Source organism: Pseudoalteromonas arabiensis, from assembly GCF_001550155.1.
GTDB classification, from domain to species: Bacteria; Pseudomonadota; Gammaproteobacteria; order Enterobacterales; family Alteromonadaceae; genus Pseudoalteromonas; species Pseudoalteromonas arabiensis.
Genome location: NZ_LRUF01000026.1, coordinates 240011 through 259371, shown reverse-complemented (window position 1 = coordinate 259371; position 19361 = coordinate 240011). Strand labels below are relative to the sequence as shown.

Genomic DNA, 19361 nt, shown 5'->3' with positions numbered 1-19361 from the left:
GGTAGCAGCTGTTGTGCAATTTCACGTTATAAATTTACTTTGCTAATGGCTTTGCAAAATTGGGCCTAGGTAGCTTTTCGAGTATGGCGTATAAATAAATCACTACAAGACAAAGCCCTCCCGCTACAAAGAACAAAGTTGGACCACTGTAATAATCTAAAATTAAACCACCACCGAGCGGCGCTAAAGCAAACCCTAAATCATAAAACGAAGCGGCACCAAAGTACGCACCACGAAGATGAGAAGGTGCAAGCCTATCAAGGTGAACGTTCATCGTCGGAAATAAAATGGTTTCGGCCAAACTCATCACAACTATCGCACCAATCCAGCCCCAAAATAAATCTATTGGGTTAAGTGCTAGCCAAAGTTGCGACACCATTAGTAGCACCAAGCCAATTTGAATTCGCACCGTTAGGCTAAATCGCGCCATCATTTTTAACAGCAGAAATTGACTTGAGATGATCACCAATGCATTGGTAAATATCAATGCAGAAATCAGTGCTAATAAGTCAGGAGCCTCTGCACGAGTTAGGTATTGTATGAGTGAACTATCCATTTGCGCATAAATAAACATGCACAAAATATTGGCTAAAATTAAACATTGCAGCAGCTTATCAGCCAATAAAATACGCAGAATTTGTTGACCCTGCTCTGCTGGTTTTTTCTCTTCAAGTTCATCGACTGCGGCAGTATTTTTTGCTGCTTTATGACTAAAATTGAAACCCCAAACAAGTAGCACCAATAAGATAGCAAATGCCCCTGCGGTAACATAAAAGCTCGACTGCTCACCAGTTAAACCTAACCATACGCCTGCTAATGGGCCAACAGCACAGCCTACATTAACAATAAAATAGAGCGACTGCATGGCCAGCTCGCGAGTTTGCGCATCGTCAATAATATCGCCAATCGCCGCACTGGTTAACGGTCGCCAAAGCGCAGTAGCAATCGAGCACATGGTCATCACAATTACATAACCTGCCACGGTTTCAACCTCAGCCAACAGCGAGAAAGAAACGATGTACAACACACCTGTGATGTACATCAATGTATGCCGGCCCACTTTATCTGACAGGCTGCTGCCAATAAAACTGGTAAACACCGAAATCACGGCAGCACTGGTGAGCACCAAACCAACTTCTGTTGCTGTTAAAGCAAACTTTTCGTACAAGATCACCGCAAGAAATGGCCACACCATGTAATAGCTGCCACGGGTAATGAACGAGCCAAATAAGAAGATCCACATAAGCACAGGAAACTGCTTAAAGCGCGCTAAAGAAATATCTGAATTCATTATTTTAATTTTTATGATGATGATTAAACACTATACAGGAACTGAATCAGCCTTGGGAATTTAATCTAAACTTGTTTGTAACAGCGTATTAATTAGCTAAAAACTAACGCAACTTTATTGAGAATACCGTTAAGTGAACTTGAAAAAGACTAATCTAAATAGAAATTATTATTGATTGTATTCGCCATTTCTGTACCATACGCACGTCCAATAAATGGATAACTTATAAAAAGAACTGGAACCTACAATGAAATCAATCAAACCAAGCTTATTAACACTGGCTATTGCAGCTCAGTTTTCAGCGTTTGCTGACGATGCTAAGCCTAAGCAAGATATGGAACACTTAGTCATCACTGCAACGGGCTTCGAACAGAAAGTAACTGAAGCGCCCGCAAGTATCTCTATCATCACTAACGAAGATATAAAATCTCATGCATTTACATCAGTGCTAGATGCTGTGCAGTACTTAGAAGGTATCGACATTGGCACGACACGAGATAAAACGGGCCAAGGCAGTGTGAGTATGCGTGGTTTAACAGGCGAGTACACCCTGTTATTGATTGATGGTAAACGCCAAAATAACCATGGTGATATTTACCCAAACAATTTTGGTGGCAACGCGTTTAACCACGTACCACCGGTCGATGCCATTGAACGTGTTGAAGTTATTCGCGGTCCTGCATCAACGCTTTATGGTGCTGATGCACTTGGCGGTGTAATTAATATCATCACTAAAAAGCACACTGATAGCTGGAGCGGTGCTGTTTCATTTAGCCGTTCATTACAGCAAAACGATGATTTTGGTGATGACATTACCACTGACTTTAGTGTGATGGGTCCGCTTATCAAAGATGTATTAAGCTTAGGTGTGCGCGGCAGTGTATATGAACAACAAGCATCATCGCCAACATTCGAACCAGCAACGGATCCGAATGGTGTTGTACATGTTCGCTCACTTGGCTTTGGTAGTGGTGGTCGTACAGTCGATAACACAAACGAGCAGTATGGTTTTACTTTAACTTATACCCCGTTTGAGTCTCATCATCTACGTTTTGATTATGATAACTCAAGCCAAGTGTATGACAACACGCCTAGCTACGACATTGAATCGGGCACGATTACTTACCCACTTGGCACAAAAGACAATATTGAATCAATTTGGCAAGACCGCCGTGGTCAAGTTAACCCGCGCGCTGGTTATGCAGCTGATCAAGAGTTTGACCGTGAATGGTGGTCACTCAGTTACGATGGCGAGCTTGAATGGGCGACCGTTAAGGCCTCTGTTTCTTATGTTGATACACAAAATAACGGCCGTACTTTACCACTTAGTGTAAGCGAGCGTTTAGAGCTGCAAGCTATGTACGATGGTACTGGCGAATACGAAGGGTTAGATGAGCAGGCACGTAAAGACTTAGCAGAAGAAACCTTCTTACCACGCCCTGCCCGTCCACTGGAAAGCAGTCAATACACCTATGACTTACGTTTAGATATTCCTATCACAGGTAGCTTTGGTAGCCATAACCTAGCAATGGGTGGCCAACTTATCGACGGCGAGTTAAAAGACGGCGTATTTGGCCTTGAAAGTGACCAAGCAGGTCAAGTACAAGAGCAAAACATGTACTCGGTATTTGCCGAAGATAACTGGATGGCAACAGACAACTTTACCTTCACATTAGGTGCTCGTTACGATGACCATGATGTATTTGGCAGCCAAGTATCACCTCGCGTTTACGGTGTGTACAACTTATCAGATACTTGGACGTTAAAAGGGGGTGTGAGTACAGGTTATAAAACACCACAAACAACCGATCTTTACGACGGTATCACCGGGTTTGGTGGCCAGGGTACAAGCCCATTTGCGGGTAACCCAGACCTAGAGCCAGAAACCAGTGTGAACTCAGAAATCGCACTTTACTGGAACTCTTTAGACGGCGATCACAATATCAATGTGACTTACTACAACACCAAGTTTGAAGACAAAATAGCCCGCGGCGATACTATTTTAAGCTGTGAGCAAACGAACAATGTTCGCCCTTGTGTGAACTTAGGTCAGTACGATCAACTTGGCTACGATAGCTACAGCCAAAAAATCAATATCGATGAAGTAGACCTACAAGGTGTTGAAATTGCAGGCCAATATACTATCACTAAAACGGTATCGATTAACGGTAACTATACGTGGACTGATAGCGAACAAAAGAGCGGTCCAGAAGAAGGTCAGCCATTAACTAACTCAGCTGAGCACATGGCAAACCTTACCCTAAACTGGGAAGCCACTGACTTTATGAACCTGTACCTTCAAGGTGTATATCGTTCAGATCGTTACCGCGGTTGGGATAACGTACACAACAAAGCTCTTTACTATAAAAACTACAATCTACTTAACTTAGGTGCGCAGTTCTATGTAAATGAGTACGTGCAAATTAATGCCCGTGTAAACAACCTATTAGACGAAGACTTCACGTCTTATAGCACAAGCTATACCGACTTAAATGGTGATGGTGAATATGAGTACCTAACAGGTCGCGGTGTAGTTAGTGAAGTAATATTCACAGACGACTACAACGTGAAAGATAAAGGTCGTAACTTCTGGATTGGCGTTACCGCTTACTTCTAAGTTTTAACTCTCTGAAAATAGACAGCATGCAGTCATGTGCTGTCTATTTCTCTTACTGACTCTATTCTTATTACTGTCACTAAACTGCCAACTTCACACACTAAGCTAATGATACCTGCGTAAGCTTATTTGTCAGTCTATGGAACATATCCTTACAGCCAGCGGCATATCTATTAGTTATCAAGATGAAGGCAATAAACATGCGCCTGTTATTATCTTGATCATTGGTTTAGGGGCGCAATACACGGTGTGGCCAGACAGTCTTTATTATGGACTCGTTGAAAAAGGTTTTAGGGTCATCCGTTTTGATAATCGTGATGCGGGGTTGTCATCAAAACTAGATGAGTTTGGTAACCCGAGCTTGCTAAAACATTGGCTAAGTCGACGCTTTCCTATTCGCGCTAATTTACCTTACTCGTTAGATGACATGGCTCGCGATGTAAAACAATTCATGAACGCTTTAGGCATAAAAAAAGCCCATTTAGTGGGGGCTTCTATGGGTGGTATGATTGCACAAATAGCTGCGGCAAAATATAAAAAACGCGTGCTGAGCTTAACCTCTATTATGTCGAGCAGCTCGCCTTTGTCGTTTTCAAGTTCCAATATCAACCTACTAGTAAAGCTTGCCAAAATAAGACCTCGCAGCAGCAATAAACAAGCCGCTATTGAATATAATGTTCGTCTAAATCAACTCATTGGCAGCCCTGCTTACCCGCAAGATGAACACATTTTGTATGCCAACGCCGAACGCTATATTACACGCGCTGCCAATAACCAAAAGGGGTTTAAACGTCAGCTTGCGGCCATTGCCGCAACGCCGTATCGGGAGCAACTTTTAAAGAAAATTAAAGCCCCTACTTTAGTGATCCATGGCAGTGCAGATCCTGTTATGCCACTGTCTGCGGGTATCAACACCGCACTGTTAATAAAGCGCAGCAAATTAAGAGTCGTGCCCGGTATGGGTCACGATTTTCCGCCTGCTTTAATGAAAAAGATAACCAAATGGATTAGCAAACACGCCTATAAAGCGTCACAAAAAAGTATACCTAAAGCAAAGCATGCCCATAGCCACTTTAAAAAATGACTATGAGAGCGAATAACTTAAGCACTAAATTGATGCCAAGGACCTCTAATAGCGAGTGTTTTTGAAGGTGAGTAAACATTCACAAACAAAGTACTACCATCTGGTGAAAAACAGGCACCAGCAAGCTCTGTTTGTGCAACTAAGCGGGCAAAATTATAAACTTGACCTTGTGGTGTTACACCACGCAAGTGATTATCAACCACATCGGTATATTGGTCTTCACACACAATTAAATGGCCATTAGGTGACACAGTTAAGTTATCGCCAAAGTTATAAAGGGTTTTGCTGCTACTTTCGACAAACAAGGAGATTTTACCAGGTCGCTCACCTTCTTTATCCGTGCCTTCAAACTCTGATGGCTGATATTTCATAACCTGACCCAGTTGTTTTTTACCGCCGTTGGTACAACAAAAGTACAGCTCTTTATCGCCCCAATGAATACCTTCACCACGGGCAAATAATGCTGCTCCTTGTTTATATCCACGCAGGCGTAAGTCGTCTTTTGGGCTTTCAGGGTTATCCAGATTTACCCACTCAACCTCAAATTCTTGATGTAACCCCATGGCTTTTTTATTCCAATTACGGCTATCGAATTGTGGTTTATTCTTCACAACCATGGCTTGTAATTGCCCGCCTTTATGCAGCTTGCCATATTCATTCGGAATAAAACGATAAAATACACTGTCGCCTTTGTCTTCCGTTAAATAAACAATGCCCGTACGCGGGTCAACCGCGGCAGCTTCATGGTTGAATCGCCCCATTGCTGTTAATGGCTCTGGTTTAATTAGGCCTTTACTATTTGCTGGTACTTCAAAAATATAACCATGATCTTGATTGAATCCATCAGCTTTAGTATCGGTGGTTTCTTCGCAGGTTAGCCATGTGCCCCATGGGGTAATTCCTCCAGAACAATTCCGAATAGTTCCCACTAACGACAAATACTCTTGCTCTTTTTGGTGTGTTTTTAAGTTATAAATGATGTGGCTAGTTCCACCTGGTAATGCAACACCGTCACTGTTGGTATCGAATGCGAGGGGGGTTTTATGGTTTGCAATACTTACTTCAGCTTTTGCTAAATCTTTTGGCTTTAGCTCATGATTACGCACTAAAGCAACGTGGTCATTACCAAGTGCGATGCAGCCCATACCATCGGCTTTATCAGGGACCGTAAATCCATCAGACATTTTTTCACCTAGGCTTGAAATAACTTGATAACTGAACCCTGCGGGTAAATCTAATAATTTGTTAGGATCTGGAAGTAATGGACCAAAACCACTAATTGTTGCTTTAAGATCACTGAATGAAACATTCCCCATGGCACTTTTAGACAACCCTAAAAAAGCTAAAGTACCTGCCCCGACTAAAAATTCTCGACGTGAAACCATGTTAACTCCAAGCTGAAAGCAGCTTTATCATACAAATAAAAAAGCATTATAAAGCAATAAAGCAGCAAAAAGTTACATTATCACAATATTCACAAAAATGTCATGAACCACTGTCGTAGCTACTCTTCAATAATCGCAAGCGACTGATTGGGAAGGACTAAAACTAAATAACCACGACTCTCTAAACTGCAAAAGTCATACTCATACCCAATAATTTGCAAATCAGTGCCACAATCAGTAATAGGCAAGTAGCTCGTAGCAATTTCCTCTAAGAGTAAGCTCGTACCACGCTTGTAGGTATAATTCATATCACCTGCAAAGCTTACAAGTCGAACCATGGGATCACCGGTAATATCAATAGCGTTCGTTCGGGCTAAAAAGCCAAGTTTTAGCTGTGAATTTGCCTCATATACTATTAAATAATTTTCTGTATCATTGGCAATCCATTTCTGTCTTTGCACTTTGATTTCATCATCATAAAAAGCTGCAAAACCAACATTACCAAGGGTTGAGCGTTTAAAGCTGAGCTTGGTAAAACCATTATATGCATCCACAGATTGTTGATAATTATGCTGTTTATAAATTGCGTCAGCTGAGGTGCTATTTCTTAGATTCATCATATAAAAATCAATTGGGTACTCGCTGAAGTTATACACATAATAATCACTCGAGAAAAAAGGCTCATATAAATCATCTTCATTGAATACCTCATCCTCTGCGCTATTACAGCCAGCAAGCAAACAAAAGATAAGAATTGTACTTAACAGTTTCATTTATATCCCTTACTTTTCAAAACGATAATTTACAAAAACGGCCAACTGCTGCTTAGCACTGTCTGCAACTAATGGGCTTTTTTTAATTGTTGAGTCTAACGTTTCAATTCGGTAAGTCGCTTGGATGGACCAATGTTCGTTATAAATATAAGCAAGATTCAAGGCAGTAAATGGATTAATAGCAGAGCGAGTTTGATAAGCATATCGACCGTATTCTGGGGCAATGTTCTTCTTAGAGATGCCATAGAGGTATTGGGTGTACTTTTCATCTTGCCAGTAGAGACCAAGATCAGCACTAAGCTGTAAACCCAAACCTTTACCGTAAATAGGTAGACGATACTGCGCAAGTAAGGTAAGTCCCTGTGAGTGGTTGGAAACATCTTGCGCTAAACGTAAAAACAACTGTTTGTACTGTAACTGAGTTCTAAAAGTAAGCTCGCCCTTGCCATCTTTATAATTTGTAAATACCTCATCGTCTGACAACTCATCACTAAAAATTAAGCTACTATCATAGGTCTCATCACGAAAACTAAGCCCCATGGTAGCTTCAAATTCTGCACCATATAAAAAAGCATATTGCACTAAGCCGTATTTAGGACCAATACGCCACGCACCTTTACGCGCATTAAAGTATGGAAGCGACATCGTTTGTATATCGTAGCCATGCCAAGGAGTATCGATTGCAAGCTGCCCTGCTCCCACATCCATTTGCCATTTATCTGTTTGCTCTTTTGCTTGAGCACCATTGATAAATAATGATGCAAAGCAATAAGCAAGGATGAACGGATAAGAAAATAGACTATTTCGCAGAATTTCATGTTTGGTCATGATAATGTCCCTATATTGATGTTTAATAACAATATAACGCTCATCTGATGGGCAAACATGCTGCAAATGTCACAACTTTAAACGTGACATTTGTCATATACATAAACAGATAAATGCGGATTAGAATAAAGACATGAACAAATTTTTACGTCTTTTTGTACAGCGCAGCGACTTTCTGCTTTCAGCAGTCACTTGGCTATTTGTGTTTATTTACACCTTGCATGCATGGTCGCTCAGCACGCCTCCACCACTTGATTACACACCGATGCATGTTGTATTGATCAGCTGTTTATTTACTAGCTTTTTCGCATTTTTAATTTACTTTGAGTTTTTTAGACGCCACTTTAAGGTTTATCAAACTGTTATTTTAAACGTCACTGTCACCAATGTATTACTATTAATGTGGTTATTTAATATTGGCTTTGTCGCTATTTTATTGATCATTTTTTTAGTTAAGTTCAGTGATTACGAGCCAAGAAAATCAATACTTTATCTCCTTATATGCTTGCCCTTTTGTATGGCGTTAGTTCTTCATTATGGTTTCAATAGAGAGTTTGTTTTGTTAAATGGCCTAGCATTTACCTTGTACAATAGCTTTGCATATCGTTTTGCAACACGGCTTATTTCTGAACGCAAAGCAAAAGAGCAAGCTGCGCATTTATTACGTGAATTAAAAGCAACGCAATCACTTTTAAACGACACTGCCACTCGCGATGAGCGTATTCGCATAGCCCGTGATTTACATGACACCCTTGGTCACCATTTAACAGGGCTGAGTATTCATTTAGAAGTAGCGAGTCACTGCGCAAGCGTCCAAGCACCTAAGCATATTGCTAAAGCCCAGCAGATAACGCGCTTATTACTCAGTGATGTGCGTGATTCAGTGTCATCTATGCGTGAAAACCAAACTATCGACTTATACGCATCACTGCACTCTTTATGCAGTGATGTTGCAGGCTTAAATGTTATGCTTGAATATGATCCGGCGATCAAAATAAGCGATGCACTCTTAGCACAAACCCTATTTCATGCAATTCAAGAAGCGATAACAAATAGTATAAAGCACAGTGATGCCGATGAGCTTAACGTTACTTTACGGCTCGAAAATCAAACTGTGCAATTACATATAAAAGATAATGGCAATAAAAGTACTGAACTTAATTTAGGTAACGGTTTAAAAGGTATGCAAGAGCGACTGGCTCTAGTCAAAGGAGCCATTGAGTTCAAGCACTGTGATAACGGCTTTGCTATTAATGCAACCCTTCCCCATAAACTTAACCCACATACATTGGCGTAACATTATGATTAATGTGCTATTAGTTGATGACCAAACTTTACTAAGAGAAGGGCTCAAAAGCTTATTGGCGTTAAAAGACAACATCCACGTTGTCGCTGAAGCAGATAATGGTCGCACTGCTTTAGAAATACTTAATCGATGTGCTGTGGATGTTGTGCTTTTAGATATTCGCATGCCTATTTTAGATGGTATTGGCGTACTCAAAACAATGCAGAAACAGGGATTCACTCACCCAGTATTAGTGCTTACAACTTTTGATGATAGTGAGCAAGTACTTGAATGTATTCGCTATGGTGCAAAAGGTTATGCATTAAAGGATATTAATTTAGAACGACTAGTGTCTGCCATCGAAACACTGGCTAGTGGCGGCTCTGCACTTTCACCGGCAATTACGCAGAGAATACTTAACAATCCAATTAAGTCTCACAGTGAGCCAACCTTATTGCCTGATAAGTTAAGTAAAAGTGAGCTGAGGGTACTTAATTTAATTGCTGCGGGCTACTCAAATTCAGAAATAGCCCAAGCATTATATAAATCAGAAGGTACAATACGTAATCAAGTATCGTTTATTTTACGAAAGCTAGATGTGCGCGATAGAACACGAGCCGCTCTAAAAGCGATTGATTTAGGTTTAATTTAAAGCGAGTTACCCAGTGCTAAGCCTCGGCCAAATCACCATAGCTCGTTACTAAATTACGGCCATCATGCTTAGAGCGGTAAAGGGCATCATCCGCACGCTTTAAAACATCCTCCCAAGAGGTTTCTTGATTTTTTGATATCGCAACACCCACACTAATGGTTAAGTGCACTGCTTCACCTTCAATATTTAAAGGTGTTCTTGCGACTTTTTTACGAATACGTTGTGCAAGCAATTCAACATCTTGAGGCTTTAAGTGGCTGACCAAAACAGCAAACTCTTCGCCGCCTAAGCGAAAATTATGATCATACCCCCTTAACTGTTGCTTTGCTATCTTGGTGACATGTTTCAAGGCTTTATCACCTTGTATATGACCAAACCTATCATTCACTGATTTAAAATAATCAATATCAAACACGATGAATGCGAGGCGAAAATTATTTCTAGAGCAGCGTTTAATTTCATTACTAGCGACCTTTTCAAGCGCTTTTCGGTTATACCAACCTGTTAAATGGTCAGTAAAAGAGTATTCTCTAAGGGCTAGCTCTTTTCGCCATGTTACGACGACTGAAAATGAAATGGTTAATAAAAATACAAATGCGATAACAGCCAAACTACCAATATCTAATAAAAGACCTTTATCTAACCACGGATAATTTTCTACACCCGCCAATAAAAAATAACCTCGTATTAAAAGTTGAGCAGCGAATATAAATAAAATACCTATTAATAAATAATATCCCCTGCCGACTTCTTCTTTGCGGTGTTTCCAAAGTGCCATAGTTGCTGAAATATCAAGCGCCGCAATTACTGGATACAAGGCTACGATTCTTAACTCAACAGACTCAACCAAAGGAGGAACCAGATTAAGCAAGTAAATACCCACAAATACTATAACGACCAACCCCCAAGTGGAGCGACCATATAAGCAACGTGATACACCACTAAATAAGGCTGCATGTGCACCAAGGTAACAAGCATTAGCAAAAGAAGGATGGAAAATCCAGGAAAGAGAAACTTGAGTCGCAACAATTCCGACTAAGTTAGATACAAAAAATAACACTCCACAAACAAGCCAATCAAGCAAGTATTTTTCATTACGACTAACGATGAAAAGCGCTGCCATTGTAAGCATCATAATAAAGCTTACTAGGGCGGTGCAAATGAGCAATGTGTGAAGATCCATTCTTATTATTGTCCCTGCATGTGAAATTTTAGGCGTGGATAATAAACCAACAAAAATTATTAGTCCAACTACCAACATCAGAACATAAGCACCATAAATATTATTATATTTAATGGTATACGTCTTTAATCGGGACATTCTGTCAACACAAGAATTAACTTTAGCTTAACAGAGGTAATGTTATTATTTGTATTTCTGTTATTTATATTAATTTGAGATTCATTTTTTATTTATATGAAAAAACTAAAACTAAATAACTTTATAAAATAACAATAGTAATCATTTTAACCTATTAAGCTCGTTCATCTTTTGGCGAATCCATAACCACATGTGAAGTAATTGTTCTCACCTGAGGGATTGAGCCCAGTACATCAGCGTGAAACGATTTATAGGCTTTAAGGTCTGTTGTTTCGACTCTTAGCAAATATTCGTACGAACCCGTCACGTTATGGCACTCTTTAACCTCAGCAATAAATTCAAGGGCTTGCTCAAATGCTAGCTGCGATCGTGTTGAGTGCTCATTCAGGCCAACCCCCACATAGGCTATAAACCCTAGACCCACTGCTTGGTTATTAATAACAGCTCGATAACCTGAAATAACGCCTGAGCGTTCAAGTTCCTGTACTCTGCGTAGGCAGGCTGATGGTGATAATCCAACTTTCTCTGCAAGCTCAGCATTAGCCATACGGCCATTGCGTTTTAGCTCACGCAATATTCTGTTATTTATATTGTCTTTTTTCATTCGTTATTGCTTTAAATTAACCATGTAAACAACATTAAGCGATAAAATTGCATCAACATCAAGCTATCATTGCATTTCTAAAAATATGGAGAAGTGATAATGACTTTTGAGATCCTTACTGCACTGGCGCTATTTGCCTTAGTTTCATCAATTACACCTGGTCCTAATAATTTGATGTTAATGAGCTCTGGCGCGAATTTTGGTTTTCGTAGAACAATGCCACACTTACTTGGCGTAACACTTGGATTCATGTTAATGCTAATACTTGTTGGACTAGGTGTTATGCAAGTGTTTGACTTATTTCCATCAAGCTACCTGATTCTCAAAGTATTTTGTGTTGCTTACCTGTTCTATCTTGCGTTTAAGATTGCCACTAGCAATGGGCAACAAGCCTCTAATAACAAGAGTGAGCCCTTTACTTTTACCCAAGCTGCATTATTTCAATGGGTTAATCCAAAAGCGTGGGCAATGGCACTAAGTGCTATTGGTCTTTACGCACCTGATAAAAATCTACTCTCTGTTTTTATTGTTAGTATCGTTTTTGGCGTCGTTAACTTACCATGCGTGTGCTCTTGGACCTTGCTCGGACAAAAGCTTCAACACTACCTCAGAAATCCAGTACGATTAAAAGGATTTAATTACATTATGGCAGGGCTATTAATCGTTTCTGTATTGTTTAGCTTATTTTGAACTTGTCGCAGCACAAAAAGGCCAGCACAACAACAGAGTAGATTTTAGTGTAAAAATCTTTCTATGCTAAGCTTTTAACTATTGCTCGTTTTTCTATGTGAGTTATGGCTATAAACCTCGAAAGTTATTTTTATCACGGCTTCTTTGTTTTTTTGCTGATCACTGTAATAACCTGCTCGGTCATTGCAACCGGATTAATGATTAGCCGTTTTAAAAGTAAGTCAATTGTCTTCTTTAACTTATTTTTCTATCTAGGTGTTGCTGGCTTTGCTTGGCTGTGGATACAAAATATTTTCGGGCTTCCCAGTGATTTTCGGCCCAGTGTTATTATTTATATTCTGTCAATGGTACTACTTCAGCTCTCGATTTATAACCACGATGAAAAGTGCCGCTTTAATCGATTAATGATTGGCCACGGTGCTATTTTTTCAGTTTGCGTATTATTCACAAACAGTATTAACCAACTTGCTTTAGTAGAGGCATGTTTTACTCTAACCGTGTTACCTGCCCTTATTTACTTTACTTTTACCCGAGCACTATACAAGAGCAATATAGGTAATACTGTGCTCTTAGCAGCACAATGTATTTTACTTTTAGTGCCTATTACTCAGTTAACTATTATCACTCATTCACATAACCTACTGACACTTTACTCATTAACCGTGGTTGCTCATGCCACGGTATTTGTCATGACAGGGCTTGGGCTTATCACCACCCTTCTAATCGATGAAAAACGGCGCTATGCTGAACTATCACTCAAGGATCCACTCACAAATTTATATAACCGTCGAGGTCTTCAGTATGTTTTAGACAAACGGCAGTTATTGACTAATCAGCATGCGACTTTCCTTTATGCAAGCGCTTTAGACATCGACTTTTTTAAAAGCATAAATGATAACTACGGGCATGAAGCAGGAGACCTAGTGCTGGAAGTGTTAGCAGAGCTTTTACAACGTCACCTACACCGAGAAGATCTATGCTGCCGTTTAGGGGGCGAGGAATTTCTCATTCTCAGTATCGAAAAATCCCCAGAGCAAGCCTACCAAAAACTTGAAAAGCTTCGCCAGACCATAGAAACAAGTCAAATTGAATATAAACAACAAATCATTTCACTCACAGCCAGCTTTGGCCTTACTCATTGGCAACAAGCAGACACATTTGACGACTTAATTAACCGAGCAGATAAAGCCCTCTATTCGGCTAAAAACAATGGTCGCAACCGAATTGAAACCACATTTTAATCATTTGAACAGTTTAATTTTAATTCCTTATCATTAAAAAAATTAAGTAATTAATCATAAACTTTGATCTAGGTGAAGTGCACTCAATCATATTCAGGCTACACTGATACCAACATGATTAAATTACTAGGACTTTACCATGACACACCTTGTTTCAGACTTGATGACGCCCGATCCGCTGGCTATCACCGCAGCAAACTCATTGCATGATGCTCATAACTTAATGAAAGAAAAAAATATTCGACACATTCCTGTCATTAATGAGCATGGTGGTTTAGTTGGCATGCTGACTCAAAAGATCATGATCGCTCAAGTAATGAGTATTATGGCGAACTTCAGTGCCAGTGCACTTGAACGCAAAGAAAAGCAAACTAAAGTGCAAGATATTATGGCCACTGATTTCACAAGTATTTCACCTAATCAACCATTGCATGAAGTAGCAAAGTTTTTTGTTGAAAACCGTCACGGCTGTATGCCCGTTGTCGATGATGATAATAACTTAGTTGGCATTTTAACCTCTTCTGACTTTGTTCGCTTAGCAGCGGCCCTGCTCTCTTAACGATTTATGTTCCTAGCTTCTGCACACTGAATTTTTTACATAGAGTGTGCAGACTTTTCATATTCATTCAGTATCTTGTTGAGCACCCTCAAAATAAAAATAAAAATAAAACATTAAAAATCATCAGCTTAAAAAATTTCAGATATCGGCATAACGATTGCTTCTACTCTAATAACTTCGCTTTTTAAGTAACGACTAAGTAACTTAAAAGCTTTATGGAAATACAATTTTAGAGAATCTCGGAGGAGTAATGAGTAATACATCATCAAAAGTCGCTGAATTCACGGCCCCAGGCGTTAATAACGAATCAGCAGCCGATACAATTGCTATTTTAGACAAGCGCATGGTCGCTTTAATCGATTTACACCTTACTCTTAAGCATATCCACTGGAATGTTGTCGGTCCAAACTTTATCGGTGTGCATGAAATGCTTGATCCACAAGTAAGTGCCGTTCAAGAAATGACCGACACTATTGCCGAGCGTATTGCAACTATGGGCGGTGTTCCTGTTGGCACACCACAGTCAATCGTTGATCGCCGCGAGTGGAAAGATTACTCACTAGGCAAAGGGCTAGTATCTGATCACTTAACTGCTCTCGATAAAGTTTATAACGGCGTCAATAAAGATCACCGTAAGGCGCTTGAGCAACTTGCTGAATTAGACCCTGTTTCTGAGGATATGATCACAGGCCAACTTGCAGAGCTTGAACAGTTCCAGTGGTTTGTTCGTGCACATATCGAATCGTCTACAGGCGAATTAAAAGGTTAACACTTCTATCCGAAGACCCCTTGCCCAGCTAGCGCTGGGCTTTTTTATGCCTTTACAGCCAACCTTTATGTTTAAAGAATAAATAAGGCGCGAAGCCGGACAGTAGCATAATGACAATAGCAAATGGGTAGCCCCAAGCCCACTCAAGCTCTGGCATGCTATTAAAATTCATACCGTAAATACTTGCAACCACTGTGGGAGGCAAAAAAACCACCGATGCAATCGAGAAAGTTTTAATGATTTGGTTTTGCTCAATATTGATAAAACCCTGAGTTGAATCCATCAAGAAATTAACTTTATCAAACAAAAAAGTACAGTGAGACATCAGGGTATCGATATCAAGTACAATCTCGCGAAGTGACTCACGGTCTTCAGTAGGTGCGCCAAGGTAACGCAGTAAAAACGAAATATTGCGGCGAGTATCCATCAAGCATAAGCGTACTTTACCGTTGTTGTCCTCAAGCCGTGCAATCCGACTTACCGCTTGCTCTAAGTCTGAGCCATCCTCTTCAAGTACATAAGCACTGAGATTTTCTAGCTGATGGTGCATGTCTTCAAGCATATCCGCATGATTTTCGACCTTTTGATCAAATAAAGTTACGAGTAATTGTTTAGGGTTATCACACGCCACCTGCCCTTTACGAGCACGGAGTCTTAATAAACGAAAATCAGCTAATTCATCATCACGAATCGTCAATAAACAATTATCTTGCAGTAAACACGCAACTGTCACCGTATTAAAGCGTCCTTCATTTGGCGACATAAACAGAGCATGTACATGAAGCCCTTCATGATCAATAAAGCAACGCGACGACGCTTCAATTTCTTCAACATCATCAGCCGCAGGCAAAGTAATATTTAGGGTACTCGCGAGGGCGCGACGCTCTTCGCCTGTTGGGTTAATCGTGTCAATCCAATGGGCATTTTTAATGGATGTGGCTAATGGCGTGTCGGGGGCTGGTTCGATTTGTGTTATTACACCTTGGTCAATTGAAAAAAATCTTAACATATGCCCCACTCTTTTTTACCTAAGTGACAAAATAGTACCAGCAACTATCAAGCTAAATACACCTTTTTAGCAAAATAAATGCATTGCTCTTTCTCCAAAGCTTGATAACCATCAGCAGTACGAATTGCACTTATTCAACTCACCAAAAAACGAGAAGTACTGTTTAACCTTTCTAATACCAACTACAAACCTAGCAGAAGTTTATAAAGGCACAAAACTAACCACAGGCTTACTTTTATTTGAATTGGCTAGATCGGAAAATGCCAACAAAATGCGCTCTATCATGCTTGGTAACATAATACTTATTTAATTTTGTTTCTAAAAACTCTACTCTCAGTAGTAGATGATAAGGAGATAATAATGAAAGACTTGCAAAAACTAGTAGGTAATTTAAATAAATCGGGTGCGCTCAGTGGCTTGCTAGGTGGTGTGGCTGGTAGTGGACTGACAAGCTTAATGGGAAGCAAAAGCAAGAAAACGGGGAAAAAAGTAGTAAAGTATGGTGCGCTTGCTGCCATTGGTGGCCTTGCTTGGAAAGCATATAAGCAATATTCAGAGCAAAAACCAACAACAGCTCAAGCTACTTCTTCTCGAACTTTTGACTTTACTCCAGCAGCAATGCCAGAGCAGTCATTTAATGAAGTCATTGATGATAACCACACCGACGGGCAACTCTTATTAATGCGAGCAATGATCGCTGCCGCCTATGCAGATGGCCATATTGACGACACAGAGAGACAAAAGATTTTTGCACAAGTCGATACCCTAGAACTGAGTGCACAAGAAAAAGCGATGTTATTCGATGAGCTAAGAAAACCCATGCAACTATCAGCGCTTATTAATGCTGTACCTAACGCTCAAATGGGTATTGAAGTGTATGTTGCAAGTGCCAGTGCCATCGACTTAAACCAGAGTATCTCTAAACATTATTTAGAAGCGTTAGCAAATCAGTTATGTATTCCAAATGAACTGGTTGATAACATCCACCAACAACTCTCTCAGTAAGGCTTTGACAATCTACTGTGCTCCTTAGTAACTGGAGCACGCTAAGCAATCCTAAAATAGCCAGGTACTCTCCATCAACTCGAAGTCGGCAGTATTGCTCACACACCAACCGACAACGATGGCACAGCAGTGCATTGGCAATTTGACAACTTTAAAGCGTCAGTTGATTAGCCACACAACAAGCCTAAACTAAGGCGCAGTATTGCGATGAGTATCCACGCAAAGATATAAACAAAACAGCCGCACTTTTAATGAGTGCGGCCATTTTTATAATGTAAAGTCGTTTAGTACTTGTACTAATTCATTCTTACTGTATTTGTACTGTTTCGCTGGATACCACGAATACCTTCTTTACTTTCCTTTTCCATCGCAGCAATTTGCTCAGGAGTACGGCATACACGTGTTGGTATATTACTGCCGGTTGGTTTTTCCCTTTTACAAATTAAGCCATCATTGCTTGCTTGCTCGTCGCTTGAACTTGCACAGCCACTCATTAAAACGGCTAATAAAATAACACTTAAAAATTTCATAGACTTCCCTTTTTTTATATTGATTCAGTGTTTATTAAGAACATACTATTATATTGCAGCCCTAAAATAAAATTTTTTAGGTACAAAATATTACTTAATGCGGTTTTTTAGTGCCGTATCTCACCATATCTTTACCATTTTCATAAACGTCATTACTCACATAACGTCCCAATAAAAGCTGATGATTATCATCCAGCACAGCGACAAATGGACGACCATCACTGTTATTTGTAGCAAGCGCAACACCCGCAACATTTTCTAGCCCCAAGCCACCATGTTCAACAAGGCGTAAAAACGTTTCTAATTCGTCTAAAGTTTCGATTACATCGTTATCGTTAATCATCTTAAATACTCAGTGATTGCTAATCGGCCTAGCATAACAGGATTGAAATTTTGGTGCGAACTAGGTAAACCGAATTTCCCCATATAAACGTCGTTTTTTTGCAATCCTCGACTTTGCAATCGGCCTAAAGTGAATACTCATTTAATTTTAAAAGGCTAATTTACGATGAAACGTGGTGACTATTACAACCTTCAACCTGCATTAATCAAACACCTTGTTGAGCAAGAGCAATTAATTAAAAAAGCGGTTGAAACAAGTTTTGGTCTAACAATATGGGAGCTGATCAAACTAAGAGCATCACAAATAAATCAATGTGCTTTTTGCATTGCAATGCATACCAAACAAGCAAGAGAATACGGTGAAACGACCAACCGTATTATTGGTTTAAGTGCATGGCAAGACATGCCAATTTATACAAAACAAGAATGTCTGGCTTTAAAATTATGTGAAAAGTTGACACTTGCCCAACCTATTGATGATACTTTCTATCAATCTCTTAGTGATACATTTTCTGAACAGGGGTTAGTTGCACTGACGATTGCTATTAACGCAATCAACAGCTGGAATCGCATTGTGAAAATGTTTAAACCTGACGTTGAGTTTAATGAGTAACCATTTAACTTTAGAACTAAAAACACCTAAGGGTGACATCGCTAATTATATTCAAGCTATCTGGTATGCGACGGCGCATTCACACGGTGAGCAATGGCTTGCTTGCGATGGTGCGACTGGGGTTATTTTTCCTCTTGCAGGGGCGCTTTTACTTGATGATAAAGCGCTTTCTCCACCTTATGCATTTCAAGAAACATCTACTCACGCAGCAAAGATCACATTTTCAGAAAATGCACAATTTTGTGGTATTCGCTTTAACCCAACTGTTTTAGCTGAGTTCAAACACCACAACCACCCACTTATTTGTGAGCAATCATTAATGGCTATTGCCAAAGGCCTTCAAAAAAACGCCAATCTGCAGGCTTTTGAGGCGCTCATAAGCACGCATTACAACTACCAACCTAGTATTGGTCACACATATGCAAAGCAATTAATTAGTAAACTGATTGAGTTAACGCCACTGCAAACCGCTTATCAACTGGCTCCATTAAGTAAGAGGCAGCTTGAACGGCAAATAAAAAGCCAGTGTGGCGTTACACCTAAGTATTTTGAACGAATTTACCGCGTAAAAATGGCCAAACAAACAATAAAAGATAACCCGACGATGGGCTTTGCAGATATTGCTCAACAGTGTGGCTTTACTGACCAGCCGCATTTCATTAAAGAATTCAAAGCGATAATGCATATTACACCAGCAAGATACCGGAAACTATTGAATAACACGCATACTAAAAAAACCAAACTCATTATGCGTTGAAATCGG

At 39.9% G+C, this 19361-nt stretch carries 20 protein-coding genes; 11 read left to right on the top strand and 9 right to left on the bottom strand.

The genetic code is table 11. The features are described from left to right. Positions 1-34: 34 nt before the first annotated feature. Positions 35-1291 carry an MFS transporter gene (locus PAARA_RS18305; protein ID WP_062570430.1) on the bottom strand — a complete coding sequence of 419 codons (1257 nt, stop codon included), beginning with the start codon at positions 1289-1291 and terminating at the stop codon, positions 35-37. 247 nt (positions 1292-1538) lie between these two features. Here PAARA_RS18305 and PAARA_RS18300 point away from each other — a divergent pair, with 247 nt between their 5' ends. Further along, positions 1539-3908, top strand: coding sequence for a TonB-dependent receptor domain-containing protein (locus PAARA_RS18300; RefSeq protein WP_062570429.1), 2370 nt, complete (start codon positions 1539-1541; stop codon positions 3906-3908). A gap of 139 nt (positions 3909-4047) precedes the next feature. Continuing rightward, entirely contained in the window at positions 4048-4992 is a 945-nt protein-coding gene (locus PAARA_RS18295; protein ID WP_062570428.1) for an alpha/beta fold hydrolase, read from the top strand. Between the two features lie 17 nt (positions 4993-5009). Here PAARA_RS18295 and PAARA_RS18290 read toward each other — a convergent pair whose 3' ends face one another. From PAARA_RS18290 to PAARA_RS18280, 3 genes are all read right to left on the bottom strand, one after another. Continuing rightward, a complete protein-coding gene (locus PAARA_RS18290; protein ID WP_062570427.1) occupies positions 5010-6377 on the bottom strand; it encodes an alkaline phosphatase PhoX in 1368 nt (455 codons plus the stop codon). 119 nt (positions 6378-6496) lie between these two features. Next, positions 6497-7150, bottom strand: coding sequence for a hypothetical protein (locus PAARA_RS18285; protein ID WP_062570426.1), 654 nt, complete (start codon positions 7148-7150; stop codon positions 6497-6499). A 9-nt stretch (positions 7151-7159) separates the two neighbouring features. After that, entirely contained in the window at positions 7160-7978 is an 819-nt protein-coding gene (locus tag PAARA_RS18280) for a MipA/OmpV family protein (protein ID WP_062570425.1), read from the bottom strand. A gap of 133 nt (positions 7979-8111) precedes the next feature. Here PAARA_RS18280 and PAARA_RS18275 point away from each other — a divergent pair, with 133 nt between their 5' ends. Continuing rightward, positions 8112-9275: a sensor histidine kinase gene (locus PAARA_RS18275; RefSeq protein WP_062570424.1), complete on the top strand. Its 1164-nt coding sequence runs from the start codon at positions 8112-8114 to the stop codon at positions 9273-9275. A 4-nt stretch (positions 9276-9279) separates the two neighbouring features. Next, positions 9280-9915, top strand: coding sequence for a response regulator (locus tag PAARA_RS18270; RefSeq protein WP_062570423.1), 636 nt, complete (start codon positions 9280-9282; stop codon positions 9913-9915). Between the two features lie 16 nt (positions 9916-9931). On the opposite strand, the gene PAARA_RS18265 is transcribed toward PAARA_RS18270, so the two are convergent. Continuing rightward, positions 9932-11236, bottom strand: coding sequence for a GGDEF domain-containing protein (locus tag PAARA_RS18265; RefSeq protein WP_083515354.1), 1305 nt, complete (start codon positions 11234-11236; stop codon positions 9932-9934). Between the two features lie 154 nt (positions 11237-11390). Further along, positions 11391-11840, bottom strand: coding sequence for an Lrp/AsnC family transcriptional regulator (locus PAARA_RS18260; RefSeq protein ID WP_062570421.1), 450 nt, complete (start codon positions 11838-11840; stop codon positions 11391-11393). Between the two features lie 99 nt (positions 11841-11939). Between PAARA_RS18260 and PAARA_RS18255 the strand changes: the two genes are divergently transcribed. The 4 genes from PAARA_RS18255 to dps all read left to right on the top strand — a co-directional run bounded on the left by PAARA_RS18255 (position 11940) and on the right by dps (position 15099). Then, the gene (locus PAARA_RS18255; protein WP_062570420.1) at positions 11940-12530 is read left to right on the top strand and encodes a LysE family translocator; all 591 of its coding nucleotides are present in this window, start codon (positions 11940-11942) and stop codon (positions 12528-12530) included. A 104-nt stretch (positions 12531-12634) separates the two neighbouring features. Further along, on the top strand, positions 12635-13771 hold the full coding sequence (locus tag PAARA_RS18250; RefSeq protein ID WP_062570419.1) for a GGDEF domain-containing protein: 1137 nt from the start codon (positions 12635-12637) through the stop codon (positions 13769-13771). Positions 13772-13910: 139 nt separating this feature from the next. After that, the gene (locus PAARA_RS18245; protein ID WP_062570418.1) at positions 13911-14330 is read left to right on the top strand and encodes a CBS domain-containing protein; all 420 of its coding nucleotides are present in this window, start codon (positions 13911-13913) and stop codon (positions 14328-14330) included. 250 nt (positions 14331-14580) lie between these two features. After that, entirely contained in the window at positions 14581-15099 is a 519-nt protein-coding gene (dps, locus tag PAARA_RS18240; protein WP_062570417.1) for a DNA starvation/stationary phase protection protein Dps, read from the top strand. Positions 15100-15151: 52 nt separating this feature from the next. On the opposite strand, the gene corA is transcribed toward dps, so the two are convergent. Next, a complete protein-coding gene (gene corA, locus PAARA_RS18235; RefSeq protein ID WP_062570416.1) occupies positions 15152-16108 on the bottom strand; it encodes a magnesium/cobalt transporter CorA in 957 nt (318 codons plus the stop codon). 360 nt (positions 16109-16468) lie between these two features. Between corA and PAARA_RS18230 the strand changes: the two genes are divergently transcribed. Then, a complete protein-coding gene (locus PAARA_RS18230) occupies positions 16469-17113 on the top strand; it encodes a tellurite resistance TerB family protein (RefSeq protein ID WP_062570415.1) in 645 nt (214 codons plus the stop codon). A 296-nt stretch (positions 17114-17409) separates the two neighbouring features. On the opposite strand, the gene PAARA_RS18225 is transcribed toward PAARA_RS18230, so the two are convergent. After that, on the bottom strand, positions 17410-17643 hold the full coding sequence (locus PAARA_RS18225; protein WP_062570414.1) for a hypothetical protein: 234 nt from the start codon (positions 17641-17643) through the stop codon (positions 17410-17412). A gap of 94 nt (positions 17644-17737) precedes the next feature. Then, complete coding sequence (locus tag PAARA_RS18220) at positions 17738-17986, bottom strand: hypothetical protein (protein ID WP_062570413.1); 249 nt, start codon at positions 17984-17986, stop codon at positions 17738-17740. A 165-nt stretch (positions 17987-18151) separates the two neighbouring features. On the opposite strand from PAARA_RS18220, the gene PAARA_RS18215 reads away from it, so the two are divergent. Beyond that, entirely contained in the window at positions 18152-18598 is a 447-nt protein-coding gene (locus PAARA_RS18215; RefSeq protein WP_062570412.1) for a carboxymuconolactone decarboxylase family protein, read from the top strand. Next, entirely contained in the window at positions 18591-19355 is a 765-nt protein-coding gene (locus PAARA_RS18210) for a helix-turn-helix domain-containing protein (RefSeq protein WP_062570411.1), read from the top strand. The genes PAARA_RS18215 and PAARA_RS18210 overlap by 8 nt, the downstream gene beginning before the upstream one ends. Positions 19356-19361: the final 6 nt, after the last annotated feature.

Bases quoted from the DNA above. Each gene is read 5' to 3' on its own strand.
- PAARA_RS18305 (WP_062570430.1), bottom strand. From the start codon at position 1,291: ATGAATTCAGATATTTCTTTAGCGCGCTTTAAGCAGTTTCCTGTGCTT.
- PAARA_RS18300 (WP_062570429.1), top strand. From the start codon at position 1,539: ATGAAATCAATCAAACCAAGCTTATTAACACTGGCTATTGCAGCTCAG.
- PAARA_RS18295 (WP_062570428.1), top strand. From the start codon at position 4,048: ATGGAACATATCCTTACAGCCAGCGGCATATCTATTAGTTATCAAGAT.
- PAARA_RS18290 (WP_062570427.1), bottom strand. From the start codon at position 6,377: ATGGTTTCACGTCGAGAATTTTTAGTCGGGGCAGGTACTTTAGCTTTT.
- PAARA_RS18285 (WP_062570426.1), bottom strand. From the start codon at position 7,150: ATGAAACTGTTAAGTACAATTCTTATCTTTTGTTTGCTTGCTGGCTGT.
- PAARA_RS18280 (WP_062570425.1), bottom strand. From the start codon at position 7,978: ATGACCAAACATGAAATTCTGCGAAATAGTCTATTTTCTTATCCGTTC.
- PAARA_RS18275 (WP_062570424.1), top strand. From the start codon at position 8,112: ATGAACAAATTTTTACGTCTTTTTGTACAGCGCAGCGACTTTCTGCTT.
- PAARA_RS18270 (WP_062570423.1), top strand. From the start codon at position 9,280: ATGATTAATGTGCTATTAGTTGATGACCAAACTTTACTAAGAGAAGGG.
- PAARA_RS18265 (WP_083515354.1), bottom strand. From the start codon at position 11,236: ATGTCCCGATTAAAGACGTATACCATTAAATATAATAATATTTATGGT.
- PAARA_RS18260 (WP_062570421.1), bottom strand. From the start codon at position 11,840: ATGAAAAAAGACAATATAAATAACAGAATATTGCGTGAGCTAAAACGC.
- PAARA_RS18255 (WP_062570420.1), top strand. From the start codon at position 11,940: ATGACTTTTGAGATCCTTACTGCACTGGCGCTATTTGCCTTAGTTTCA.
- PAARA_RS18250 (WP_062570419.1), top strand. From the start codon at position 12,635: ATGGCTATAAACCTCGAAAGTTATTTTTATCACGGCTTCTTTGTTTTT.
- PAARA_RS18245 (WP_062570418.1), top strand. From the start codon at position 13,911: ATGACACACCTTGTTTCAGACTTGATGACGCCCGATCCGCTGGCTATC.
- dps (WP_062570417.1), top strand. From the start codon at position 14,581: ATGAGTAATACATCATCAAAAGTCGCTGAATTCACGGCCCCAGGCGTT.
- corA (WP_062570416.1), bottom strand. From the start codon at position 16,108: ATGTTAAGATTTTTTTCAATTGACCAAGGTGTAATAACACAAATCGAA.
- PAARA_RS18230 (WP_062570415.1), top strand. From the start codon at position 16,469: ATGAAAGACTTGCAAAAACTAGTAGGTAATTTAAATAAATCGGGTGCG.
- PAARA_RS18225 (WP_062570414.1), bottom strand. From the start codon at position 17,643: ATGAAATTTTTAAGTGTTATTTTATTAGCCGTTTTAATGAGTGGCTGT.
- PAARA_RS18220 (WP_062570413.1), bottom strand. From the start codon at position 17,986: ATGATTAACGATAACGATGTAATCGAAACTTTAGACGAATTAGAAACG.
- PAARA_RS18215 (WP_062570412.1), top strand. From the start codon at position 18,152: ATGAAACGTGGTGACTATTACAACCTTCAACCTGCATTAATCAAACAC.
- PAARA_RS18210 (WP_062570411.1), top strand. From the start codon at position 18,591: ATGAGTAACCATTTAACTTTAGAACTAAAAACACCTAAGGGTGACATC.